Source organism: Ferranicluibacter rubi (genome assembly GCF_011603255.1).
Taxonomy (GTDB): Bacteria; Pseudomonadota; Alphaproteobacteria; order Rhizobiales; family Rhizobiaceae; genus Ferranicluibacter; species Ferranicluibacter rubi.
On the sequence record NZ_JAANCM010000002.1, the window covers coordinates 228,828 to 245,776 of the forward strand.

General features: G+C 62.6%; 16 protein-coding genes. 9 read left to right on the forward strand and 7 right to left on the reverse strand.

The genetic code is table 11. The features are described from left to right. Positions 1–4: 4 nt before the first annotated feature. On the reverse strand, positions 5–220 hold the full coding sequence (locus G8E10_RS04970) for a DUF2842 domain-containing protein (protein WP_110726368.1): 216 nt from the start codon (positions 218–220) through the stop codon (positions 5–7). A 194-nt stretch (positions 221–414) separates the two neighbouring features. Here G8E10_RS04970 and G8E10_RS04975 point away from each other — a divergent pair, with 194 nt between their 5' ends. Then, positions 415–1,518 (forward strand): COX15/CtaA family protein, encoded by a 1,104-nt coding sequence (locus G8E10_RS04975; protein ID WP_167127535.1) that lies wholly within the window; start codon positions 415–417, stop codon positions 1,516–1,518. 91 nt (positions 1,519–1,609) lie between these two features. On the opposite strand, the gene argC is transcribed toward G8E10_RS04975, so the two are convergent. Next, positions 1,610–2,542, reverse strand: coding sequence for an N-acetyl-gamma-glutamyl-phosphate reductase (argC, locus tag G8E10_RS04980; protein ID WP_167127538.1), 933 nt, complete (start codon positions 2,540–2,542; stop codon positions 1,610–1,612). A gap of 92 nt (positions 2,543–2,634) precedes the next feature. Further along, positions 2,635–3,588 carry an agmatinase gene (gene speB / locus G8E10_RS04985; protein ID WP_167127541.1) on the reverse strand — a complete coding sequence of 318 codons (954 nt, stop codon included), beginning with the start codon at positions 3,586–3,588 and terminating at the stop codon, positions 2,635–2,637. 197 nt (positions 3,589–3,785) lie between these two features. On the opposite strand from speB, the gene G8E10_RS04990 reads away from it, so the two are divergent. Continuing rightward, complete coding sequence (locus G8E10_RS04990) at positions 3,786–5,735, forward strand: acyltransferase family protein (protein ID WP_167127544.1); 1,950 nt, start codon at positions 3,786–3,788, stop codon at positions 5,733–5,735. 178 nt (positions 5,736–5,913) lie between these two features. On the opposite strand, the gene rpsI is transcribed toward G8E10_RS04990, so the two are convergent. Together rpsI and rplM are read right to left on the reverse strand one after the other, a co-directional pair. Next, positions 5,914–6,387, reverse strand: a complete 474-nt coding sequence (rpsI, locus tag G8E10_RS04995; protein WP_092933221.1) for a 30S ribosomal protein S9 — start codon at positions 6,385–6,387, stop codon at positions 5,914–5,916. A gap of 2 nt (positions 6,388–6,389) precedes the next feature. After that, positions 6,390–6,854 carry a 50S ribosomal protein L13 gene (gene rplM / locus G8E10_RS05000; protein ID WP_062596672.1) on the reverse strand — a complete coding sequence of 155 codons (465 nt, stop codon included), beginning with the start codon at positions 6,852–6,854 and terminating at the stop codon, positions 6,390–6,392. A 360-nt stretch (positions 6,855–7,214) separates the two neighbouring features. On the opposite strand from rplM, the gene G8E10_RS05005 reads away from it, so the two are divergent. Next, entirely contained in the window at positions 7,215–8,036 is an 822-nt protein-coding gene (locus G8E10_RS05005; RefSeq protein WP_167127547.1) for an enoyl-CoA hydratase-related protein, read from the forward strand. 6 nt (positions 8,037–8,042) lie between these two features. On the opposite strand, the gene G8E10_RS05010 is transcribed toward G8E10_RS05005, so the two are convergent. Beyond that, positions 8,043–8,879, reverse strand: a complete 837-nt coding sequence (locus G8E10_RS05010) for an EamA family transporter (RefSeq protein ID WP_167127550.1) — start codon at positions 8,877–8,879, stop codon at positions 8,043–8,045. A 238-nt stretch (positions 8,880–9,117) separates the two neighbouring features. Here G8E10_RS05010 and G8E10_RS05015 point away from each other — a divergent pair, with 238 nt between their 5' ends. The 4 genes from G8E10_RS05015 (at position 9,118) to G8E10_RS05030 (ending at position 12,617) form a co-directional block, all read left to right on the forward strand. Then, positions 9,118–9,546 carry a CoA-binding protein gene (locus G8E10_RS05015; RefSeq protein WP_110799572.1) on the forward strand — a complete coding sequence of 143 codons (429 nt, stop codon included), beginning with the start codon at positions 9,118–9,120 and terminating at the stop codon, positions 9,544–9,546. Positions 9,547–9,814: 268 nt separating this feature from the next. Beyond that, complete coding sequence (locus tag G8E10_RS05020; protein WP_281517448.1) at positions 9,815–10,702, forward strand: sensor domain-containing diguanylate cyclase; 888 nt, start codon at positions 9,815–9,817, stop codon at positions 10,700–10,702. Positions 10,703–10,986: 284 nt separating this feature from the next. Continuing rightward, entirely contained in the window at positions 10,987–12,267 is a 1,281-nt protein-coding gene (locus tag G8E10_RS05025; RefSeq protein WP_167127556.1) for an O-acetylhomoserine aminocarboxypropyltransferase, read from the forward strand. Between the two features lie 5 nt (positions 12,268–12,272). Then, on the forward strand, positions 12,273–12,617 hold the full coding sequence (locus G8E10_RS05030) for a cupin domain-containing protein (protein ID WP_132447019.1): 345 nt from the start codon (positions 12,273–12,275) through the stop codon (positions 12,615–12,617). 22 nt (positions 12,618–12,639) lie between these two features. Here G8E10_RS05030 and G8E10_RS05035 read toward each other — a convergent pair whose 3' ends face one another. Further along, positions 12,640–13,905, reverse strand: coding sequence for a cytochrome P450 (locus G8E10_RS05035; RefSeq protein WP_167127560.1), 1,266 nt, complete (start codon positions 13,903–13,905; stop codon positions 12,640–12,642). Positions 13,906–14,286: 381 nt separating this feature from the next. Here G8E10_RS05035 and G8E10_RS05040 point away from each other — a divergent pair, with 381 nt between their 5' ends. Both G8E10_RS05040 and G8E10_RS05045 read left to right on the forward strand, forming a co-directional pair. Continuing rightward, positions 14,287–15,216: an endonuclease/exonuclease/phosphatase family protein gene (locus tag G8E10_RS05040; RefSeq protein WP_167127563.1), complete on the forward strand. Its 930-nt coding sequence runs from the start codon at positions 14,287–14,289 to the stop codon at positions 15,214–15,216. 53 nt (positions 15,217–15,269) lie between these two features. Beyond that, entirely contained in the window at positions 15,270–16,826 is a 1,557-nt protein-coding gene (locus G8E10_RS05045) for a phospholipase D family protein (RefSeq protein WP_167127566.1), read from the forward strand. Positions 16,827–16,949 lie beyond the last annotated feature (123 nt).

Genomic DNA, 16,949 nt, shown 5'->3' on the forward strand with positions numbered 1-16,949 from the left:
AACCTCACGAACGTGGCTTGGCGGGCTTTTCCATCCACTTGATGATGAGCATGGCCGGCAGCACCCAGAGAAGGCCGGTGAAGAAGAAGTAGAGAAGATGCACCCACCACGGCGATGCGCCAAGCAGCAGTTCGGCGAAGGTGGTGGCGATGAGCGCGTAGGAAATGACGAGCACGATGATGAGAATCGTCCCGATCAGCTTGCGAAGGCGCACCGGCATTGTCTCAATCTCCTCCAGAAGCGTTCGTTCTGCCCTGTACACGATCACGATGACGAGCACGGGTATGGGCCGCGACGGCATGCCGCAAAGCCACTCCTTGTCATGCCTGCCGGACTGATGCAAATCAACGCTGTACCGGACGACACCCTCTTTCCGTCCCCGGCGACCGCCAGCAAGGCGAACGGAGCAGCGCGATGACCAGTGCCAACCCCATCATGAGAGAAGAACGGCTGACGCGGGAGATCGACACCGCCCGGCGCAACCGTCGCCAGATCCGCATCTGGCTCGGCGTCGTCGTCTTCGCGCTGTTTGCGCTGGTCCTCGTCGGCGGCGCGACGCGGCTCACCGAATCGGGTCTCTCCATCACCGAATGGAAACCTATCCACGGCGTCATCCCGCCGCTGTCGGATGCGGAGTGGGAGGAGGAGTTCACGCTCTACAAGCAGATCCCGCAATATTCGCAGATGAACAGCGACATGACGGTCGAAGGGTTCAAGACCATCTTCTGGTGGGAATGGGCGCACCGGGCGCTGGCCCGCTCCATCGGCGTGATCTTCGCCCTTCCGCTCGCCGTCTTCTGGCTCACCGGCCGCATCGAGCGGCGGCTGAAGCTGCCGCTTCTCGGCATCCTCGCGCTCGGTGGCTTCCAGGGCTTCATCGGCTGGTGGATGGTCTCGTCCGGTCTCGTCAACCGCACGGATGTCAGCCAGTACCGGCTGGCGACCCACCTGATCATTGCCTGTCTGATCTTTTCGGCCTGTCTGTGGATCCTGCGGGGCCTCTCGCCGCATCGCAGCGACGCGCCGCCGACCCGTTATTCCATTCTGGTCGCCGCCGGCATCGCGTTGATGGCCCTGTTCCAGATCTATCTCGGCGCTCTCGTCGCCGGTCTGGACGCGGGCCTGACCTACAATACATGGCCGCTGATGGATGGCGCGCTCATCCCCGGCGACCTTTTCATCCAGAGCCCCGGCTGGCGCAATCTCTTCGAAAACCCGAAGACCGTGCAGTTCGTGCACCGCTGCGGCGCCTATGTCCTTCTGGCGCTGGTGATGATCCACATGATTGCCAATCTGCGCCTCGCGCCGCGCTCCACCCACGCCCGCCGTGCTGTCGTGCTCGCCTGTCTGGTCGTGGTGCAGGCGTCGATCGGCATCATGACGCTGATCCTGCAGGTACCGATCGTCTGGGGCGTCGCCCACCAGGCGGGTGCACTCGTCGTCCTCGGCTTTGCCATCGCCCACTGGCGAGGCTTCGTCGGGGAATATCCGGCGGAGACGCGGGTGGTGCGGGGCTAGTCTCTCTTCGCAATATCTGCGCGCAAGAAAAATAGCCCCGGTACAAGAGGCACCGAGGCGGCGAGGATCGGATAATAGCGGAGGCCGCCGCTCAGGCTGACAGCATCAGGTCCATGTTCTGAACGGCGGCACCCGAGGCGCCCTTGCCGAGATTGTCGAGCAGCGCCACGAGGTTGACATGCTCGCCACCCGGCGTGCCGAAGACGAACAGCTTCATGCGGTCGGTGCCCGCGAGTTCCACGGCGTCCACGCGCGGCAGGGTGGCGCTGGTTTCCAGCGGCACGACCTCGACGATCGACTGGCCCGCATAATGCGCAAAGAGCGCGCCGTGAATGCTCTCCAGCGTCGCACCGTTGCCGACCTCTTCGAGGAACAGCGGAACCTGCACGATCATGCCCTGCGGGAACTTGCCGACGGAGGGCGAGAACAAGGGTGTGCGTGCCAGCATGCCATGTGTCTTCATCTCGGCCACATGCTTGTGCTTCAGCGGCAGGCCGTAGAGGAAGCCGGGGGAGGTGATGGGATCGGGGTTTTCAGGGTCTTCGATCTGGGCGATCATCTGCTTGCCGCCGCCGGTATAGCCGGAGATCGCGTTGACGCTGACCGGATAGCTTTCCGGCAGAATGCCCGCCTGCCGCAGCGGCCGCACGAGGCCGATGGCGCCGGTCGGATAGCAGCCGGGATTGGCGACGAGGCGCGAGGCGCGGATCTTGTCGGCCTGGGCGGCATCCATTTCCGCAAAGCCATAGGCCCAGTCGGACGCCACGCGATAGGCAGTCGATGTATCGATGATGCGGACGCTGTTGTTGCCGGCGAGCATGCCGACGGCCTCTTTGGAGGCGTCGTCCGGAAGGCAGAGAATGGCGATGTCGGCGCTGTTCAGAAGGTCTTCGCGCAAGGCCGCATTGCGCCGCTCTGCCGCGGGGATCGACAGGAGCTCGACATCCTTGCGGTCGGCCATGCGGGCGCGGATCTGCAGCCCCGTGGTGCCATGTTCGCCATCGATGAAGATCTTCGCCGTCATGTCTTTGTCCCGTCGGTTCAAGAGGTTGCGCGTCGCGCCGGACTCAGTCTGTCATGCTCTTGATTCAGTTTGATAACAGTAGCCAGCAAACGTTACCGGCTGGCCGCAAGCCGCTCCGCGCGCAGGCCGAGCATATACATTGCGACGGTGGATGCGGCAATGGCGGTGATATCGGCATGGTCGTAGGCCGGCGCCACCTCGACCACGTCGGACCCGCGAATGTCGAGAGGCGCGAGCTTCCGCATGACCGACAGGAGCTTCGCGCTTGAAAACCCGCCCGAGACCGGCGTACCCGTGCCCGGCGCAAAGGCCGGATCGAGGCAATCGATATCGACCGTGAGATAGGCCGCAGCACCTTTGGTCTGTGCGAGGATCTCGGCGGCGATAGCGGACGCGCTCATTTCCTCCACCGCATCGCCGTAGAGAATGCGAATGCCGAAATCTTCCGGCGCATGCGTCCGGATGCCGACCTGGATCGAGCGCGCGGGATCGATGAGACCCTCGCGAACGGCGCGACCGACGAAGGAGCCGTGATCGATCCGGCCTTCGGCGTCAGGCCATGTATCCTGATGCGCATCGAACTGGACAAGGGCGAGCGGCCCGTGCTTGGCGGCGTGTGCCCTGAGAAGCGGCAGCGTGATGAAGTGGTCGCCGCCGAGCGTCAGCAGATAGGGCACGGACGCAATGATCCGCTCCGCCTCCTGCGCGATCGTGGCCGGCGTTTTCTCGTGATACCCGTAGTCGAGCAGGCAATCGCCGGCGTCGACCACCGCCATCTCGGCAAAGAGGTCGCGCTGGAACGGATATTGCGGATCGTTGTCGAAGATAGCCGACGCCCGCCGGATGGCCTGCGGCCCGAAGCGGGCACCCGGCCTGTTGGACGTCGCCGCATCGAACGGAATGCCCCACACGACGGCATCGACGCCGGTGAATGTCTTGCTGTAGCGGCGGCGCATGAAGGACAGAATACCGGCATGGGTCGGGTCGCTGGCAGCGCTCAGCAGCGAGTCGGCTGTGATGGCGTGATCGATCGATTTGCCGGCCATGGAAACTCCGAAGGACGTTGAGCCAAAAGTGGGGGAATTCTGCATCTCTGGCAAGAGACGTTTTTCCGGTGTTGGTCGGTCTAACGGCTGTTGGCACTACATCTAGAGGTGGCAGACGCCAGCAGGCGAACTTGCAATATGTATATTCCTAATATAATGAATTCTCTTCATGTGTGACATGCTCCCGATGGAACGGAATGCTTTATAGACGCGAAATTGATGGTCTTCGTGCCACTGCCGTGACCGCTGTCGTCCTTCATCACGCCGGCGTGCCGTTTCTCCCCGGAGGGTTCCTGGGGGTCGATATCTTTTTCGTTATCAGTGGATATCTGATCACGGCCATCATCGTCCGAGAGCTTCAGTCCGGGACGTTCTCGCTGACGGCATTTTACGACAGGCGTGTCAGACGTATTCTCCCTGCGCTTCTGGTGATGCTGACAGCCACCATACCGTTCGCATGGATGTGGATGATTCCAGTAGACTTCAAGGCGTACGCGCAGTCTCTGCTGTCGAGCCTGTTCTCCTATTCGAACATTCATTTTGCAACGAAGGACGGCTATTTCGCGCCTGACATGGATCGGGCACCCCTGTTGCATACCTGGAGTCTGGCTGTTGAGGAGCAGTTCTATCTACTCTTTCCGATCCTCGTCGTATTTCTAACGAGAACGAGGAGGAATGTCCTTGTGCCCGCGATGGTCGGGATTTTCACTCTCAGTTTTCTCTTTTGTCTTGTTGGGGTTCGTTCATTCCCGACGATAAATTTCTACTTCCTCACCAGCCGGGCATGGGAGCTTCTGGGCGGGGCCCTTTTTTCTTTCGTGGCGTCTTCCCGGTCACGTCGTGTCAATGAGGTGGCATCGCTTGTCGGCCTTGCGCTGATCCTCGTTTCCTTCCTGCTGCCAACGGTTCAACAGGCTTGGCCCTCGGCTCTGACGCTTGCCCCCGTTCTCGGGGCAGGCCTCCTTCTCGTGTTCGGAGTGCAGGGAACATTCACGGCGCGTGTCTTGTCTCTGCGGCCGCTCGTGGGCCTTGGTCTCGTCAGCTACAGCTTCTACCTCTGGCACCAGCCGTTCTTTGCCTTTGCCCGGATCCGCAGTGCGGCTGAGCCACCTCTTGCGGTTATGCTCGGCCTTGCTCTTGCAGCGCTCGTGGTCTCCGTTGTCACTTGGCGTTTTATCGAGCAACCGTTCCGCAAGCACAGCGGGCCTTTTCGGATAGGCTGGAAGCCTTTTCGGATGTTTATCGCCGCTGCCGGCATTCTGATCGTAACCGTGAGCGCTGCGGGTCAGATAACCAAGGGTCTGCCTTGGCGAATGCCGTCCCAGGTTATCGCGATGTTACGCGAAAGCGAATGGAATACGGCCTGTCTTTTCGATGAGAAGTCCGACCTTCCCGTATTTCCTCTGATCGAATGCCTTCATAATCCGGGGCATTCTGAGGCCTATGCGATCTGGGGAGATTCGATTTCGTCGTCGCTGTCAGGCGTGCTGGCGAGCGAACTCGATTCACGCGGCGTTACCCTTCAGCAATTTACACACGGTTTTTGCGCTCCGCTTCCCGGTGTCTCCGTTCCGTCCGTCGAACCGAGCGCACATTGCAGCGCATTTAATTCGAGCGTGCTCGAACAGATCCTTGCTTCGCCCGATATCAAGACGGTGGTGCTTGCAGCCTCCTGGATGAAGTTTTTCGGCTACCCCGGTTACGAGATCGACGGAACAATCGATCCTCTCCGGGACGAGGATAAACGTGCGGTCACCCAGCGGCTCAAGGACACGATCGCGACAATCGAAGCTTCCGGGCGTCTCGTCGTACTGGTCTATCCCCATCCGCAACCTGACACGAGCCTCATGGATATGGTCGTACAGCAGATGCTGAGAGGGGTGATTCAGCCGGAAGTGATCATTCCCTACGCCAACTTTATACGTCGCAGCGCCCTCAGCCGTTCAGTGCTCGATGCGGCAGCCAGCCGTAAAACACTGAAGGTGTTCCCGGAAGACATCTTCTGCAACGTTTCATCGGGTGGCGGTTGTGCGCTCGTGTCGGATGGATTGCCTTACCTGGCCGATATCCGACACTTTACCACGACGGGCGCCAAGCGCGTGGTCGGGGCGATCATCGACCAGCTATCAGACCGACAGAAAAGTTAACGCTCGTTGCCGCCGGCAACCAGGCGTTCTGAGGTTGGGGGCGCAGGCTCGACCTCCCTGAAATGTCGGGGCTCGCGGCCGGTAGGGTCGTCTCGCTAGCCGCTGCAAACGCCGGATGAACAAACGAAAAAGGCGGAGCCGAAGCCCCGCCTTTGACGCAGTCCTGAAATCGAAGCGATTAACGCTTGGAGAACTGGAACGAACGACGGGCCTTCGCCTTGCCGTACTTCTTACGCTCGACGACGCGGCTGTCGCGGGTCAGGAAGCCACCCTTCTTGAGGACCGGACGCAGGCCCGGCTCGTAGTAGGTGAGGGCCTTGGAGATGCCATGACGAACAGCACCGGCCTGGCCGGACAGACCGCCGCCGGCAACCGTGGCGTCGATGTCGAACTGGCCGTCACGAGCAGCTGCGAAGATCGGCTGGCGCAGAATCATCTGCAGAACCGGACGCGCGAAATACTCGGGATAAGCCTTGCCGTTGATGGTGATCTTGCCGGAGCCCGGCTTGATCCAGACGCGGGCGACGGCGTTCTTGCGCTTGCCGGTCGCGTAGGAGCGGCCCTGGGCGTCGATCTTCTTGACATGAACGGGAGCAGCGTTGCTGGCTTCCACGACCGTGCCAAGTTCTTTCAGAGAGGAGAGGTCGGCCACGATCAGGCGCTCCTTACGTTCTTCGTGTTCAGCTTGGCGACGTCGAGGACGGTCGGCTGCTGCGCTTCATGCGGATGGTTCGTGCCTGCGTAGACGCGAAGGTTCTTCATCTGGCGACGGCCGAGGGGGCCGCGGGGAACCATGCGCTCGACAGCCTTCTCGAGAACGCGCTCCGGGAAGCGGCCTTCGATGATCTGGCGCGCGGTGCGCTCCTTGATGCCGCCGGGATAGCCGGTGTGCCAGTAGTACTTCTTGTCGGTGTACTTCTTGCCAGTAAGCACGGCCTTCTCGGCATTGATGACGATGACGTTGTCGCCGTCGTCGACATGCGGAGTGTAGGTGACCTTATGCTTGCCGCGCAGGATGTTGGCGATGATGGTCGCGACGCGACCCACAACGAGGCCTTCGGCGTCGATGAGGATCCACTTCTTCTCCACCTCTGCAGGCTTCTGAACGAAGGTTGACATGATGAAACTCTTTCGTTTGGGACCCGATACGTTGCCGCCGGGCGTTTTTTGTTGCTTGATTTGCGGTAGCAAACCCGAAGGGAAGACCCGCAAAGAGAACGCGGACGTGACCGTCCCCGAACAGGGTGGCTTATAAGGTCAGGCCGCTTTGCCCGTCAAGAGGTGGGGATGATAGGCCTGCAAGATGCGGTGAGCAAAATCAATGGGTTATATATGTGGTTTTATAATACCACAAGAAATTTCATCGATTCTGGTTACGTGGAGCCGTCTTCAAAGCGCATCCGGTGCCGTTCGACTTGAAAGCATGAGCCCGGCGGCGTAGCTGAAGATCGAATTCCGCCCCCTTTAGAAGGAGCCGACATGGCCGATATCGTTTCCCTGCACCGGCAGGAGCCCCGCGACCTCGTGCTGCGGGAACGCGAGGGTAGCGTGCTGCGCCTGACGCTGAACCATCCGCCGCTCAATGTGCTTTCGACGGCAGTCATCGAAGCGCTACTGGCGGAACTCGACGCAGCGGCTGCGGACACCTCGCTGCGCGTCATCATTCTCGCGGCGACCGGAGCGGTGTTCTCGGCGGGCCTCGATCTGGATGAGATGACCCGGCGGCGGGCAGACGAGGATGCCGGCCATGATGCGTTCGCGGCGGCCTTTGCGCTTTCGGCGCGGCTGATGACGACGATCTCGGCGCTTCCGCAGCCTGTCATCGCCGAGATCGACGGGCTGGCAACGGCGGCGGGCTGCGAATTGGTGGCGGCGTGCGATCTCGCCATCTGCACGGATACGGCGACGTTCTGCACGCCGGGCGTCAATATCGGCGTCGCGCCGATGGGCGCGGTCGTGGCGCTGGCCCGTGCGGCCAGCCGCAAGCAGGCGATGGAAATGCTGCTGACGGGCGAGACGATCGATGCCTCCACGGCCAAGGATTTCGGCCTCGTGAACCGCATCGTGCCGAAGCAATATCTGCGGCAGGTGGTGGACAAATACGCCGCCGTCATCGCCTCGAAGTCGCAGGATGCGCAGCGTGGGGTGAAGGCCGCCTTCGACCGGCAGGCGTCGATGTCGCGCGAGGCGGCCTATGCCGAGGCCGCAAGCGCGGAAGCCGAAAGCGCGCTGACGCCGGATGCTGTCGAGGGAGCGGGGGCGTTTCTGGCGAACCGTACGCCTGTCTGGCCCGGCTCCTAGCACCCGTCAGGCGAGCTTCAGGAGTAGGGCGCCGAGTGCGATAAGGCAGGCGGCTGCGATGCGGAAGGGGCTGATGCGCTCCTTCAGCACGGTGACGGAGATCACGATCGCAAAGAGGATCGAGGTTTCGCGCAGGGCGGCAACGGTTGCGACCGGCGCCTTGGTCATCGCCCAGAGCGCGATGCCGTAGGAGCCGATGGAGCCTGCGCCGCCAACAAGGCCGCGCCACCCGTTGTGCCGGATGTGACGCAGCACGGGTGCGGCACCCCGTCGCGAGATCGCCCAGCCGAACAGCAGCACGGGCGGCAGCAGCGCCATCCACAGCGTGTAGGAAATGGCATTGCCGGAAATGCGCGCGCCGATGCCATCGACATAGGTATAGGCGGCAATGAAGAGCGCGTTGACGAGCGCGAGCACGATGGCCCGTGTGCCGCTGCGGCGCGCCTCGAAGGCGAGCGTGAAGATGCCGGCGGAAATGGCGAGGATGCCGAGGGAGGCGCCCTGGGTCAGCTTTTCCCCGACGATCATGCTGCTGGTCGCGGCAATGAGCAGCGGTGCGCCGCCGCGCATCAGCGGATAGACGAGCCCGATATCGCCGGCGGTGTAGGCGGCGGCCACGAGATGGAAATAGCCGAACTGCAGCACGGCGGAGGCGAGCAGAAACGGCACCGCCCGCGCATCCGGCAACGGTATGAAGGGCAGGAACGGCAGGGCGATGACGGCAGCACCCAGCGCAATCATCGCCGCATCCAGCGACTTGTCCGTCCCGGCCTTCACCATCGCATTCCACCCTGCATGCAGCAGGGCGCCGAAAAGAACGAAGAGGAGGACGTCGAGCGGCACGGGACACCGGAGGGGGAGGGTGGCGGAAGCGCGCCTCCGTTGTGGCAAGGCCGGGGCGAGACCGCAAGCACCGCCAGGTGCCAGCACGACAGTTTTATGACAGAGATGCCGTTTTAGGCAGATCCGGAAGGGTCTTTTCGACGGAAAGAGATATTTTCCCGGGAACAGCGCAGATCGCTCCCATCTTTTCCGTTGGAAAGATGGAAAATGCGCGCCAGAAAGAGAGGCAGGAGGCACCATGAATCACGATCAGTACCCGGACATCTACATCAAGGACATTCTGCGCTCGACGCGGACGATCGCGCTCGTGGGCGCCTCGGTCAATCCGGAGCGCCCGAGCTACCGGGTGATGGGCTTCCTGCTGCGCAAGGGCTACATCGTTCACCCGGTCAATCCGGGCCTCGCCGGCAGCCAGCTTCAGGGCCGCACCGTCTATGGTCGTCTGGCCGAGATCGAAGAGCCGATCGACATGATCGACATCTTCCGCGCCGCCGACGCCCTGCCGGCACTGGTGGACGAGATCCTTGCGCTCGATCCCCTGCCGAAGGTCATGTGGGGCCAACTCTCCGTTCGCGACGACGCGGCGGCTGCGAAGGCCGAGGCGCGCGGTATCAAGGTGGTGATGGACCGCTGCCCGGCGATGGAGTATCCGCGGCTCGTTGGCTGATCAGGCTGCCTTTCATGGGCGGTGAACGGCCCGATCGGTATCGATTCGAACACCGGACGGTCAACGATGAGGGGACGTCAATCTGTCCGCCGGAAAGGCCTTCACCAGGTTAACTCGTGTTGCTGCATTTAGAAAAATGAAATGCCGTTGTGGCAATCTGGAGGAAGTGGAAGGCCGGTCTGCAGATAAAATACATGCCGTTTGTACATACGGGTATTTTTTCAGCAGAGTCGTTTCGTCGGCCAATGTGGAAAGTGACTCCGTGTTTATGCAGCAGCAACTGATGTCCATTCTTTCCTCCCTTCCGGACCCCGCCTTCATCCTGACGCGTAGCGGCAGGTATGCAGCTATATTCGGGGGAAAGGATCTCCGGCATTATCATGACGGCAGCGGTCTTGTCGGACGCAGCATTTTTGATGTGCTGAAAGAGGATAAGGCACAGTGGTTTGCTGGCGAAATCGAAAAGGCATTGGAGAGTGGCGTACTCCATATCGTCGAATATGAACTCAGCGGCAACGACGTCAACGGAGCCGGCGACGGCCCTAGCCATTCCATCTGGTTTGAAGGACGTGTTCAGGCGCTCGATTTTCAGGTGGAAGGCGAGGCTGCTGTCGTCTGGGTGGCAAGCAACATCACGGACAAGAACGAGGTTCAACAAGAGCTGCGCCAACTCAGCGAGACGGACGCCCTTACAGGGCTCTACAATCGGCGAAAGCTTATCGAGACCCTGGATCAACGCCTTGCGATCTTCAAACGGGAAAAATCGCAAACGTCGGTACTCGTTTTCGATCTCGACAATTTCAAACGGCTGAATGACGAGATGGGACATCAGGCAGGCGATGCCGCCTTGGTCGAGATTGCCCGCCTATGCCGACAGCATCTGCGTCAGAGCGATGTGATTGCCCGTTTTGGTGGCGACGAATTCGTGATTGTCATGCCCGGTACGCATCGTTGCGATGCGCTGGAAATTTCCGAGCGATTGCGCGTGCATGTTCCGATTGTTCTCAGGGAGAATTTGCGCTGCGATGCGACGATCAGCGGCGGCGTCAGCGAGTTCAATGGGCCGGATCGCTTTTCCAGCGACATCCTCAGACGCGCTGACGAGGGGTTGTATCTATCGAAACGAGCGGGTCGCAACCGGGTCTCGGCTCTGTAGCCGCCGGTCGGCGCAACCATTCGCTGCAAAGGTTGGATAATGCGGCGCCAATCTCCGCGTAGGACCGCATCCTGACCCCGCCGACCGTGACATGAAACGTCGCCCGCCGCAGCCGCGCCGATGAAAGAACACGCCGTTCGCCTCTTCCGGTCCGACGTCCGGTCTGGGATAGTGTGCCGAACGAGAAACGTCGAGGCCGGGGAACAAGACATAGGTCGCGACCCCGCTGCCACGACGCACCATCGGGCGCTGCCACGGCGCGCTCGCCACAGGGAGGACGAGAGATGACGAACGCACCGGGGTTCAACACGCTGGCCGTACACGCCGGTGCGCAGCCCGATCCGACGACGGGCGCGCGCGCCACGCCGATCTACCAGACGACCAGCTTCGTCTTCGACGATGCCGACCATGCCGCGTCGCTGTTCGGGCTCCAGTCCTTCGGCAACATCTATACGCGCATCACGAACCCGACACAGGCCGTACTGGAGGAACGCGTCGCGGCGCTGGAGGGTGGGATGGCGGCGCTTGCGGTGGCGTCGGGCCACGCCGCGCAGCTGATCGCGTTTCATACGCTGATGTCGCCGGGCGACAATTTCATTGCTGCGCGCAGGCTTTACGGCGGTTCCATCAACCAGTTCGGACAGGCCTTCAAATCCTTCGACTGGCAGGTGCGGTGGGCCGATACGGCGGCGCCCGAAAGCTTCGAGGCGGAAATCGACGGGCGGACGAAGGCGATCTTCATCGAGAGCCTGGCCAATCCCGGCGGCACCTTCGTCGATATCGAAGCCATTGCCGAGATCGCCCATCGCAATGGCCTGCCGCTGATCGTCGACAACACGATGGCGACGCCGTATCTCGTGCGGCCGATCGAGCACGGCGCCGATATCGTCGTGCATTCGCTGACGAAATTCATGGGCGGCCATGGCAATTCCATGGGCGGCATTCTGGTGGATGGCGGCACCTTCGACTGGTCGGCGTCTGGCAAATATCCGGCACTGTCGGATCCGCGGCCGGACTATAACGGCATGGTGCTGCACACCACCTTCGGCAACATCGCCTTCGCGATCGCAGCCCGCGTGCTCGGCCTGCGCGATCTCGGCCCCGCGATCTCCCCCTTCAACGCCTTCATGCTGCTGACCGGCATCGAGACGCTGCCGCTGCGCATGCAGCGCCACTGCGACAATGCGCTCGTCGTCGCGCGCTATCTCGCCGGGCACGACAAGGTGGCCTGGGTTAATTATGCCGGCCTCGAGAGCGACCCGAACCATGCGCTACAGCAGCGCTATGCACCGCGCGGGGCAGGAGCTGTTTTCACTTTCGGTCTGAAGGGCGGCTATGCCGCGGGCAAGGCCTTTGTGGAAGGCGTCTCGATGCTCTCGCATCTCGCCAATATCGGCGACACCCGCTCGCTCGTCATCCACCCCGCCTCCACCACGCACAGCCAGCTCAACGACGAGCAGCTGGTGTCGGCCGGTGCGGGGCCCGAGGTCGTCCGACTGTCGATCGGCATCGAGGATGCCGCGGATATCGTCGCCGATCTCGAACAATCGCTGGCAAAGGTCTGACGCCGATGGCTGTTTCACTCACGTTCGACATCACCGGCATCCAGCCGGATATCGGCGCTCCGGCGGAGGATCGCCTGATCTCCGGCGACCCGGAATTCCGCACATGGAACATCGAGGAAGCCCCGGGCGGTCTCTACGCCGGCATCTGGGAAGCGACGCCCGGCAAGTGGCGGATCGTCTATGAGGAGTGGGAATACTTCCACATCCTCTCCGGTCACTCCATCGTCACCGGCGACGACGGCCAGACCTTCGACCTGAAGACCGGCGACAGCCTCATCCTCAGGCCCGGCTTCAAGGGAACCTGGGAAGTGCTTGAAACGACTCGCAAGGATTACGTGATCCGGGTTTAATGGGCGTCGGCGCGGCGGAGCTTCACCCCCACGCCAGATCCAGTCGCTCCAGCCCGTGGAAGTGATAGCTGTCCTTGAAAACAGGCGTCTCGGCAAGCCGCAGCGCTGGCAAGCGTTCGAAGAGGATCGGCAGGGACAGCTTGAGTTCCAGCCGGGCGAGCGGCGCGCCGATGCAGAAATGGATGCCGGCGCCGAAGGAGAGGTGGGGGCCTTCGTTGCGGTCCGGGCGAAAGGTCGAGGGATCGCTGAACCGGCGCGGATCGACATTGGCGCCAGCCAGCATGAGGCCGATCCGGTCGCCCTTCTTCAGGGTGATGCCATCTTCGAGCTCGATATCGGACAGAGCATGGCGCTGGAAGATGTGGAGAGGGGCGGCGTATCGCATGCACTCCTCCACCGTCCGCTCCGTGGCGGTGTCGTCGGCGAACAGTGCGGCCGGGTCGGCACCTGTCTGCAGGATGGTCGCGACGGCATTGCCAAGCTGGTGCACGGTCGCCTCATGGCCGGCATTCAGCAGGAGAACGGCGGTCGAGACCAGCTCGTCGTCCGTCAGCCGCTCGCCGTCCTTTTCGGATGTGATCATGTGGGTCAGGAGGTCGTCGGCGGGATTGTCGCGCTTCCAGGCGATGATGCCGCGGAGATAGGCGTCGAACTCGGCCGACGCACGGTTGGCGTCGTGTTCCGTTTCCTCCGAGGGGTTGAACACGTACATCTTCACCATGCGGTGCGACCAGTCGAGCAGGCTCGGCGTCATGTCGAGCGGCACGCCGAGCATGCGCGCGATCACCGTGACGGGCACGATCTCGGCATAGGTTTTCAGGAGTTCGACACGCCCATCTCTCTCGAAACCGTCGATCAGGCGGTGACAGAGCGCAGCGATCTCCGGCCGCAGGGCTTCGACATGCCGTGAAATGAAGGCACGGTTGACGAGCGTGCGCAGACGGGTGTGCGCCGGCGGCTCCAGCTCCAGCAGCGAATGATGCTCCAGCCGGTCGAAATCGGCGAGATGCGGCTTCGGATCGGGGAGGCCCAGCTCCTCGCGCGTCGCCACATGCAGGATCTGGCGGCCGAAGCGGCGGTCGCGCAACAGTGCATTCACCTGGTCGTAGCCCGTGAAGAACCATTGTCCGGGCTCTTCCCAGTAGAAGGCGGGGCAGGCGGCGTGCAGTGCGGCATAGGTCGGCAGCGGATCGCGGTAGAAGGCGGGATCGCGGATATCGAGCCGCACGCGCCGCGTGGCGGCATCGATGATGGCGGGGGACGGGGCGGAGAGCGTGGCAGTCGGCATGGCATGTCCAGTATGGGCGAGGACCGCGGGAATGTTTGCGGTCGGATGCGGTAGAGGAGACCTCGATCGGGAGATAAGGATGCGTCGTCGAGCCTGCGCGCGCCAAACCTCCCGGAATGTTGGTCGTGCGACAGAAGACGGTCCGTATTGCTTGCTTGTCAAGATCAGCCTTTCCGCCCGCACGGTCCTGCCCAACTTTGGGCGGCCCGCTGCGTCACTGGTTTTGTCGTGCGGGTGCATCTGTCGGCGGTCGGTGACGTTCGGAATGCTGCTCTCCGCGCACGGCCGCCGCCTTGTCTTGCGCCACGTCCTCGCTATCTCCAGAGGCACGGACACGACCACCCCGACCCGAAGCATCCAAGAGCCAAGGTGAGCCCCGCCATGTCGCAAAAGCCAGCCAAGCCCACCCGATTCCTGAAAGCCGGTAAGACGGCCGGTGGGTTGCTTGCAGCCCTGCGGGCCCGGCGTGTGCCGCTGCTTGGCCGGGAGGCTTCAGCCAATGCGCGCGATGATGGAGCGCGGGGCGATACGGTGGTCGCCTCCTACAACATTCACAAATGCGTCGGCACCGACAAGCGCTTCGACCCCGGCCGGATCATGGATGTGATCTGCGAAATCGACGCTGATATCATCGCGCTGCAGGAGGCCGACCAGCGCTTCGGCGAGCGGGCAGGGCTTCTCGATCTCGAGCGGCTGCATCGCGATTGCCACCTCCTGTCGGTGCCGATTGCGGCTTTCTCGCCGAAGGGCCATGGCTGGCACGGAAACCTGCTGCTGGTGCGCGAAGGGGCCGTCGCCAAGGTCAGCCAGCTGAAGCTGCCGGGCGTCGAACCGCGCGGTGCGCTGGTGGTGGATCTCGACCTGAAGCATGGTCCGCTGCGCATCATCGCCGCCCATTTCGGTCTGTTGCGGCATTCCCGTGGCCAGCAGGCGCGCGCCATTCTCGCGGCCATCGAGGAGGCCGAGGAGCGTCCGACGCTGCTGATCGGTGACCTCAACGAATGGCGGATCGGCAAGCGCTCGGCGCTATCGCTGCTCAGCCCCATCTTCGACCATTCGATTTCGGCCGTCCCCAGCTTCCCCTCGCGCTACCCGCTGCTGGCGCTTGACCGGGTGATGGGCAGCCCGCATACGCTGGTGACGCATGTGGAGGTGCACAACTCGACTCTCTCGCGCGTCGCATCCGACCATCTGCCGCTGAAGGCGCATATCGATCTGCAGGCGGCGCTTTCGACCCGGAAGGACCTCGCTGAGGGGGCCGCACCCCAGACCGAGACGATTTCGACGGACACGACGTTGCAGGCCCGATAGGCACCCGTGACGATCCCGACTGCCAGACCCACCCAGAGGCCCGCGTCCGCTCCATGAAATGGCTGATCATCTCCCTTGCGATCCTGGCGGTGCTGGCAGCGCTCGGCACCATCTACGTCTATGGCCGCTTCGGCCGGCATCTCTATGGCCAGCCGGCAAAGGCGATCGAGCCCGTGGAGGGGCAGACGGAAATCGACCGGGAGAGCGTGCCACTGCTCGCAGGGAAAGACGGGCAGAGCGCTGTCACGCTCGTATCCGACAACCTGGATGCATTTTCCGTTCGCGCCATCTCGGCCCGCAGGGCAGGGCGCAGCCTCGATCTGCAATATTACTACTGGCGGCGCGACCTCACCGGGCGGCTCCTGGCCGGAGAGGTGCTGGCCGCGGCCGATCGCGGCGTGAAGGTGCGCCTGCTGCTGGACGACATCAATGCCGGGCTGCACGACCGCTTCTGCCTGGCGCTGGACGCGCATGAGAACATTCAGGTGCGGCTGTTCAACCCCAGCCGCGCGCGCAACGACCGCTTCCGCCGGGGGCTGGAAATGATGCTGCGGCCACTGCGCGCGACGCGGCGCATGCACAACAAGACCTGGATTGCCGACGGCCGCGTCGTCATCGCCGGCGGACGCAATATCGGCGACGCGTATTTCGATGCGGCCGAGCAGGCGAATTTCCGCGATCTGGACATGTGGATGCTTGGACCGATCGCTCACGAGGCGGCCAGCGTCTTCGACGACTACTGGAACAGCTCCATGGTGCTGCCGATCGGTTCGCTGCGCACTCCGCATCGCCACTACCTGCCGCGTTTGCGCCGCAAGCTCGCCAAGCTCGCGCGCGGCAAGGGTGGCCGGCACTATCTCGGCCATGTGGAGCAGGCAGAAGCCGAGTCCGGGCTCTTTCACGGCAGCGGCGAGCTCAGGTTCACCGGCGATATCACCATCAAGGCCGATCCGCCGGAAAAGGCGCATCTGGAGCGCCGCCAGAACTGGCTCATGCAGGAACTGCTGCCGCATATCACGGCGGCCGGGCAAAGCGTCAAGATCATCTCGCCCTATTTCATCCCCGGCGCCGATGGCGTGAAGGAGCTGTGCGGACTGGTGGCGAAGGGCGTCGATGTGGCGATCCTTACCAACTCACTCGCCGCGACCGACGTTGCCGCCGTGCACGGTGCCTACGCCAACTACCGTCGCAAGCTCGTGGCGGCCGGCGTGACGCTCTATGAGCTGAAGGCGGTGCAGGAGGCGACGGAAACGCAGCGCATCTCGCTTTTCGGATCGCGCGGCGCGAGCCTCCATACCAAGGCCTTCACCATCGACGGCAAGGGTGCCTTCGTCGGCTCCATGAATTTCGATCCGCGCTCGGCCTCACTCAACACCGAGATGGGCGTGCTCTTCACGTGCCCGTCTCTGGTGGCCGACGTCGATGCGATCTTCGCGCTCGAAACCCATCCGGGCACGAGTTTCCGGCTTTCGCTCGAGAAGGGCAAGCTCTGCTGGAACGACGAGGCGCAACACTGCTCGCGTATGCTGGAACGTGAGCCGGATGCCGGTTTCTGGCGCCGGGTGACGGCCGCGATCATCGGCTACCTTCCCATCGAATCCCAGCTCTGACGCCACTTTCGGGCAAGCGGCTCTCGTTAACGTTATAGATGGCAGCCGACTTGAAGTGCCTACCTCTGACACTCTATGTAAAGGGGCAGAGATATTCGAATGATTCCGATACGCGAAGTGTTC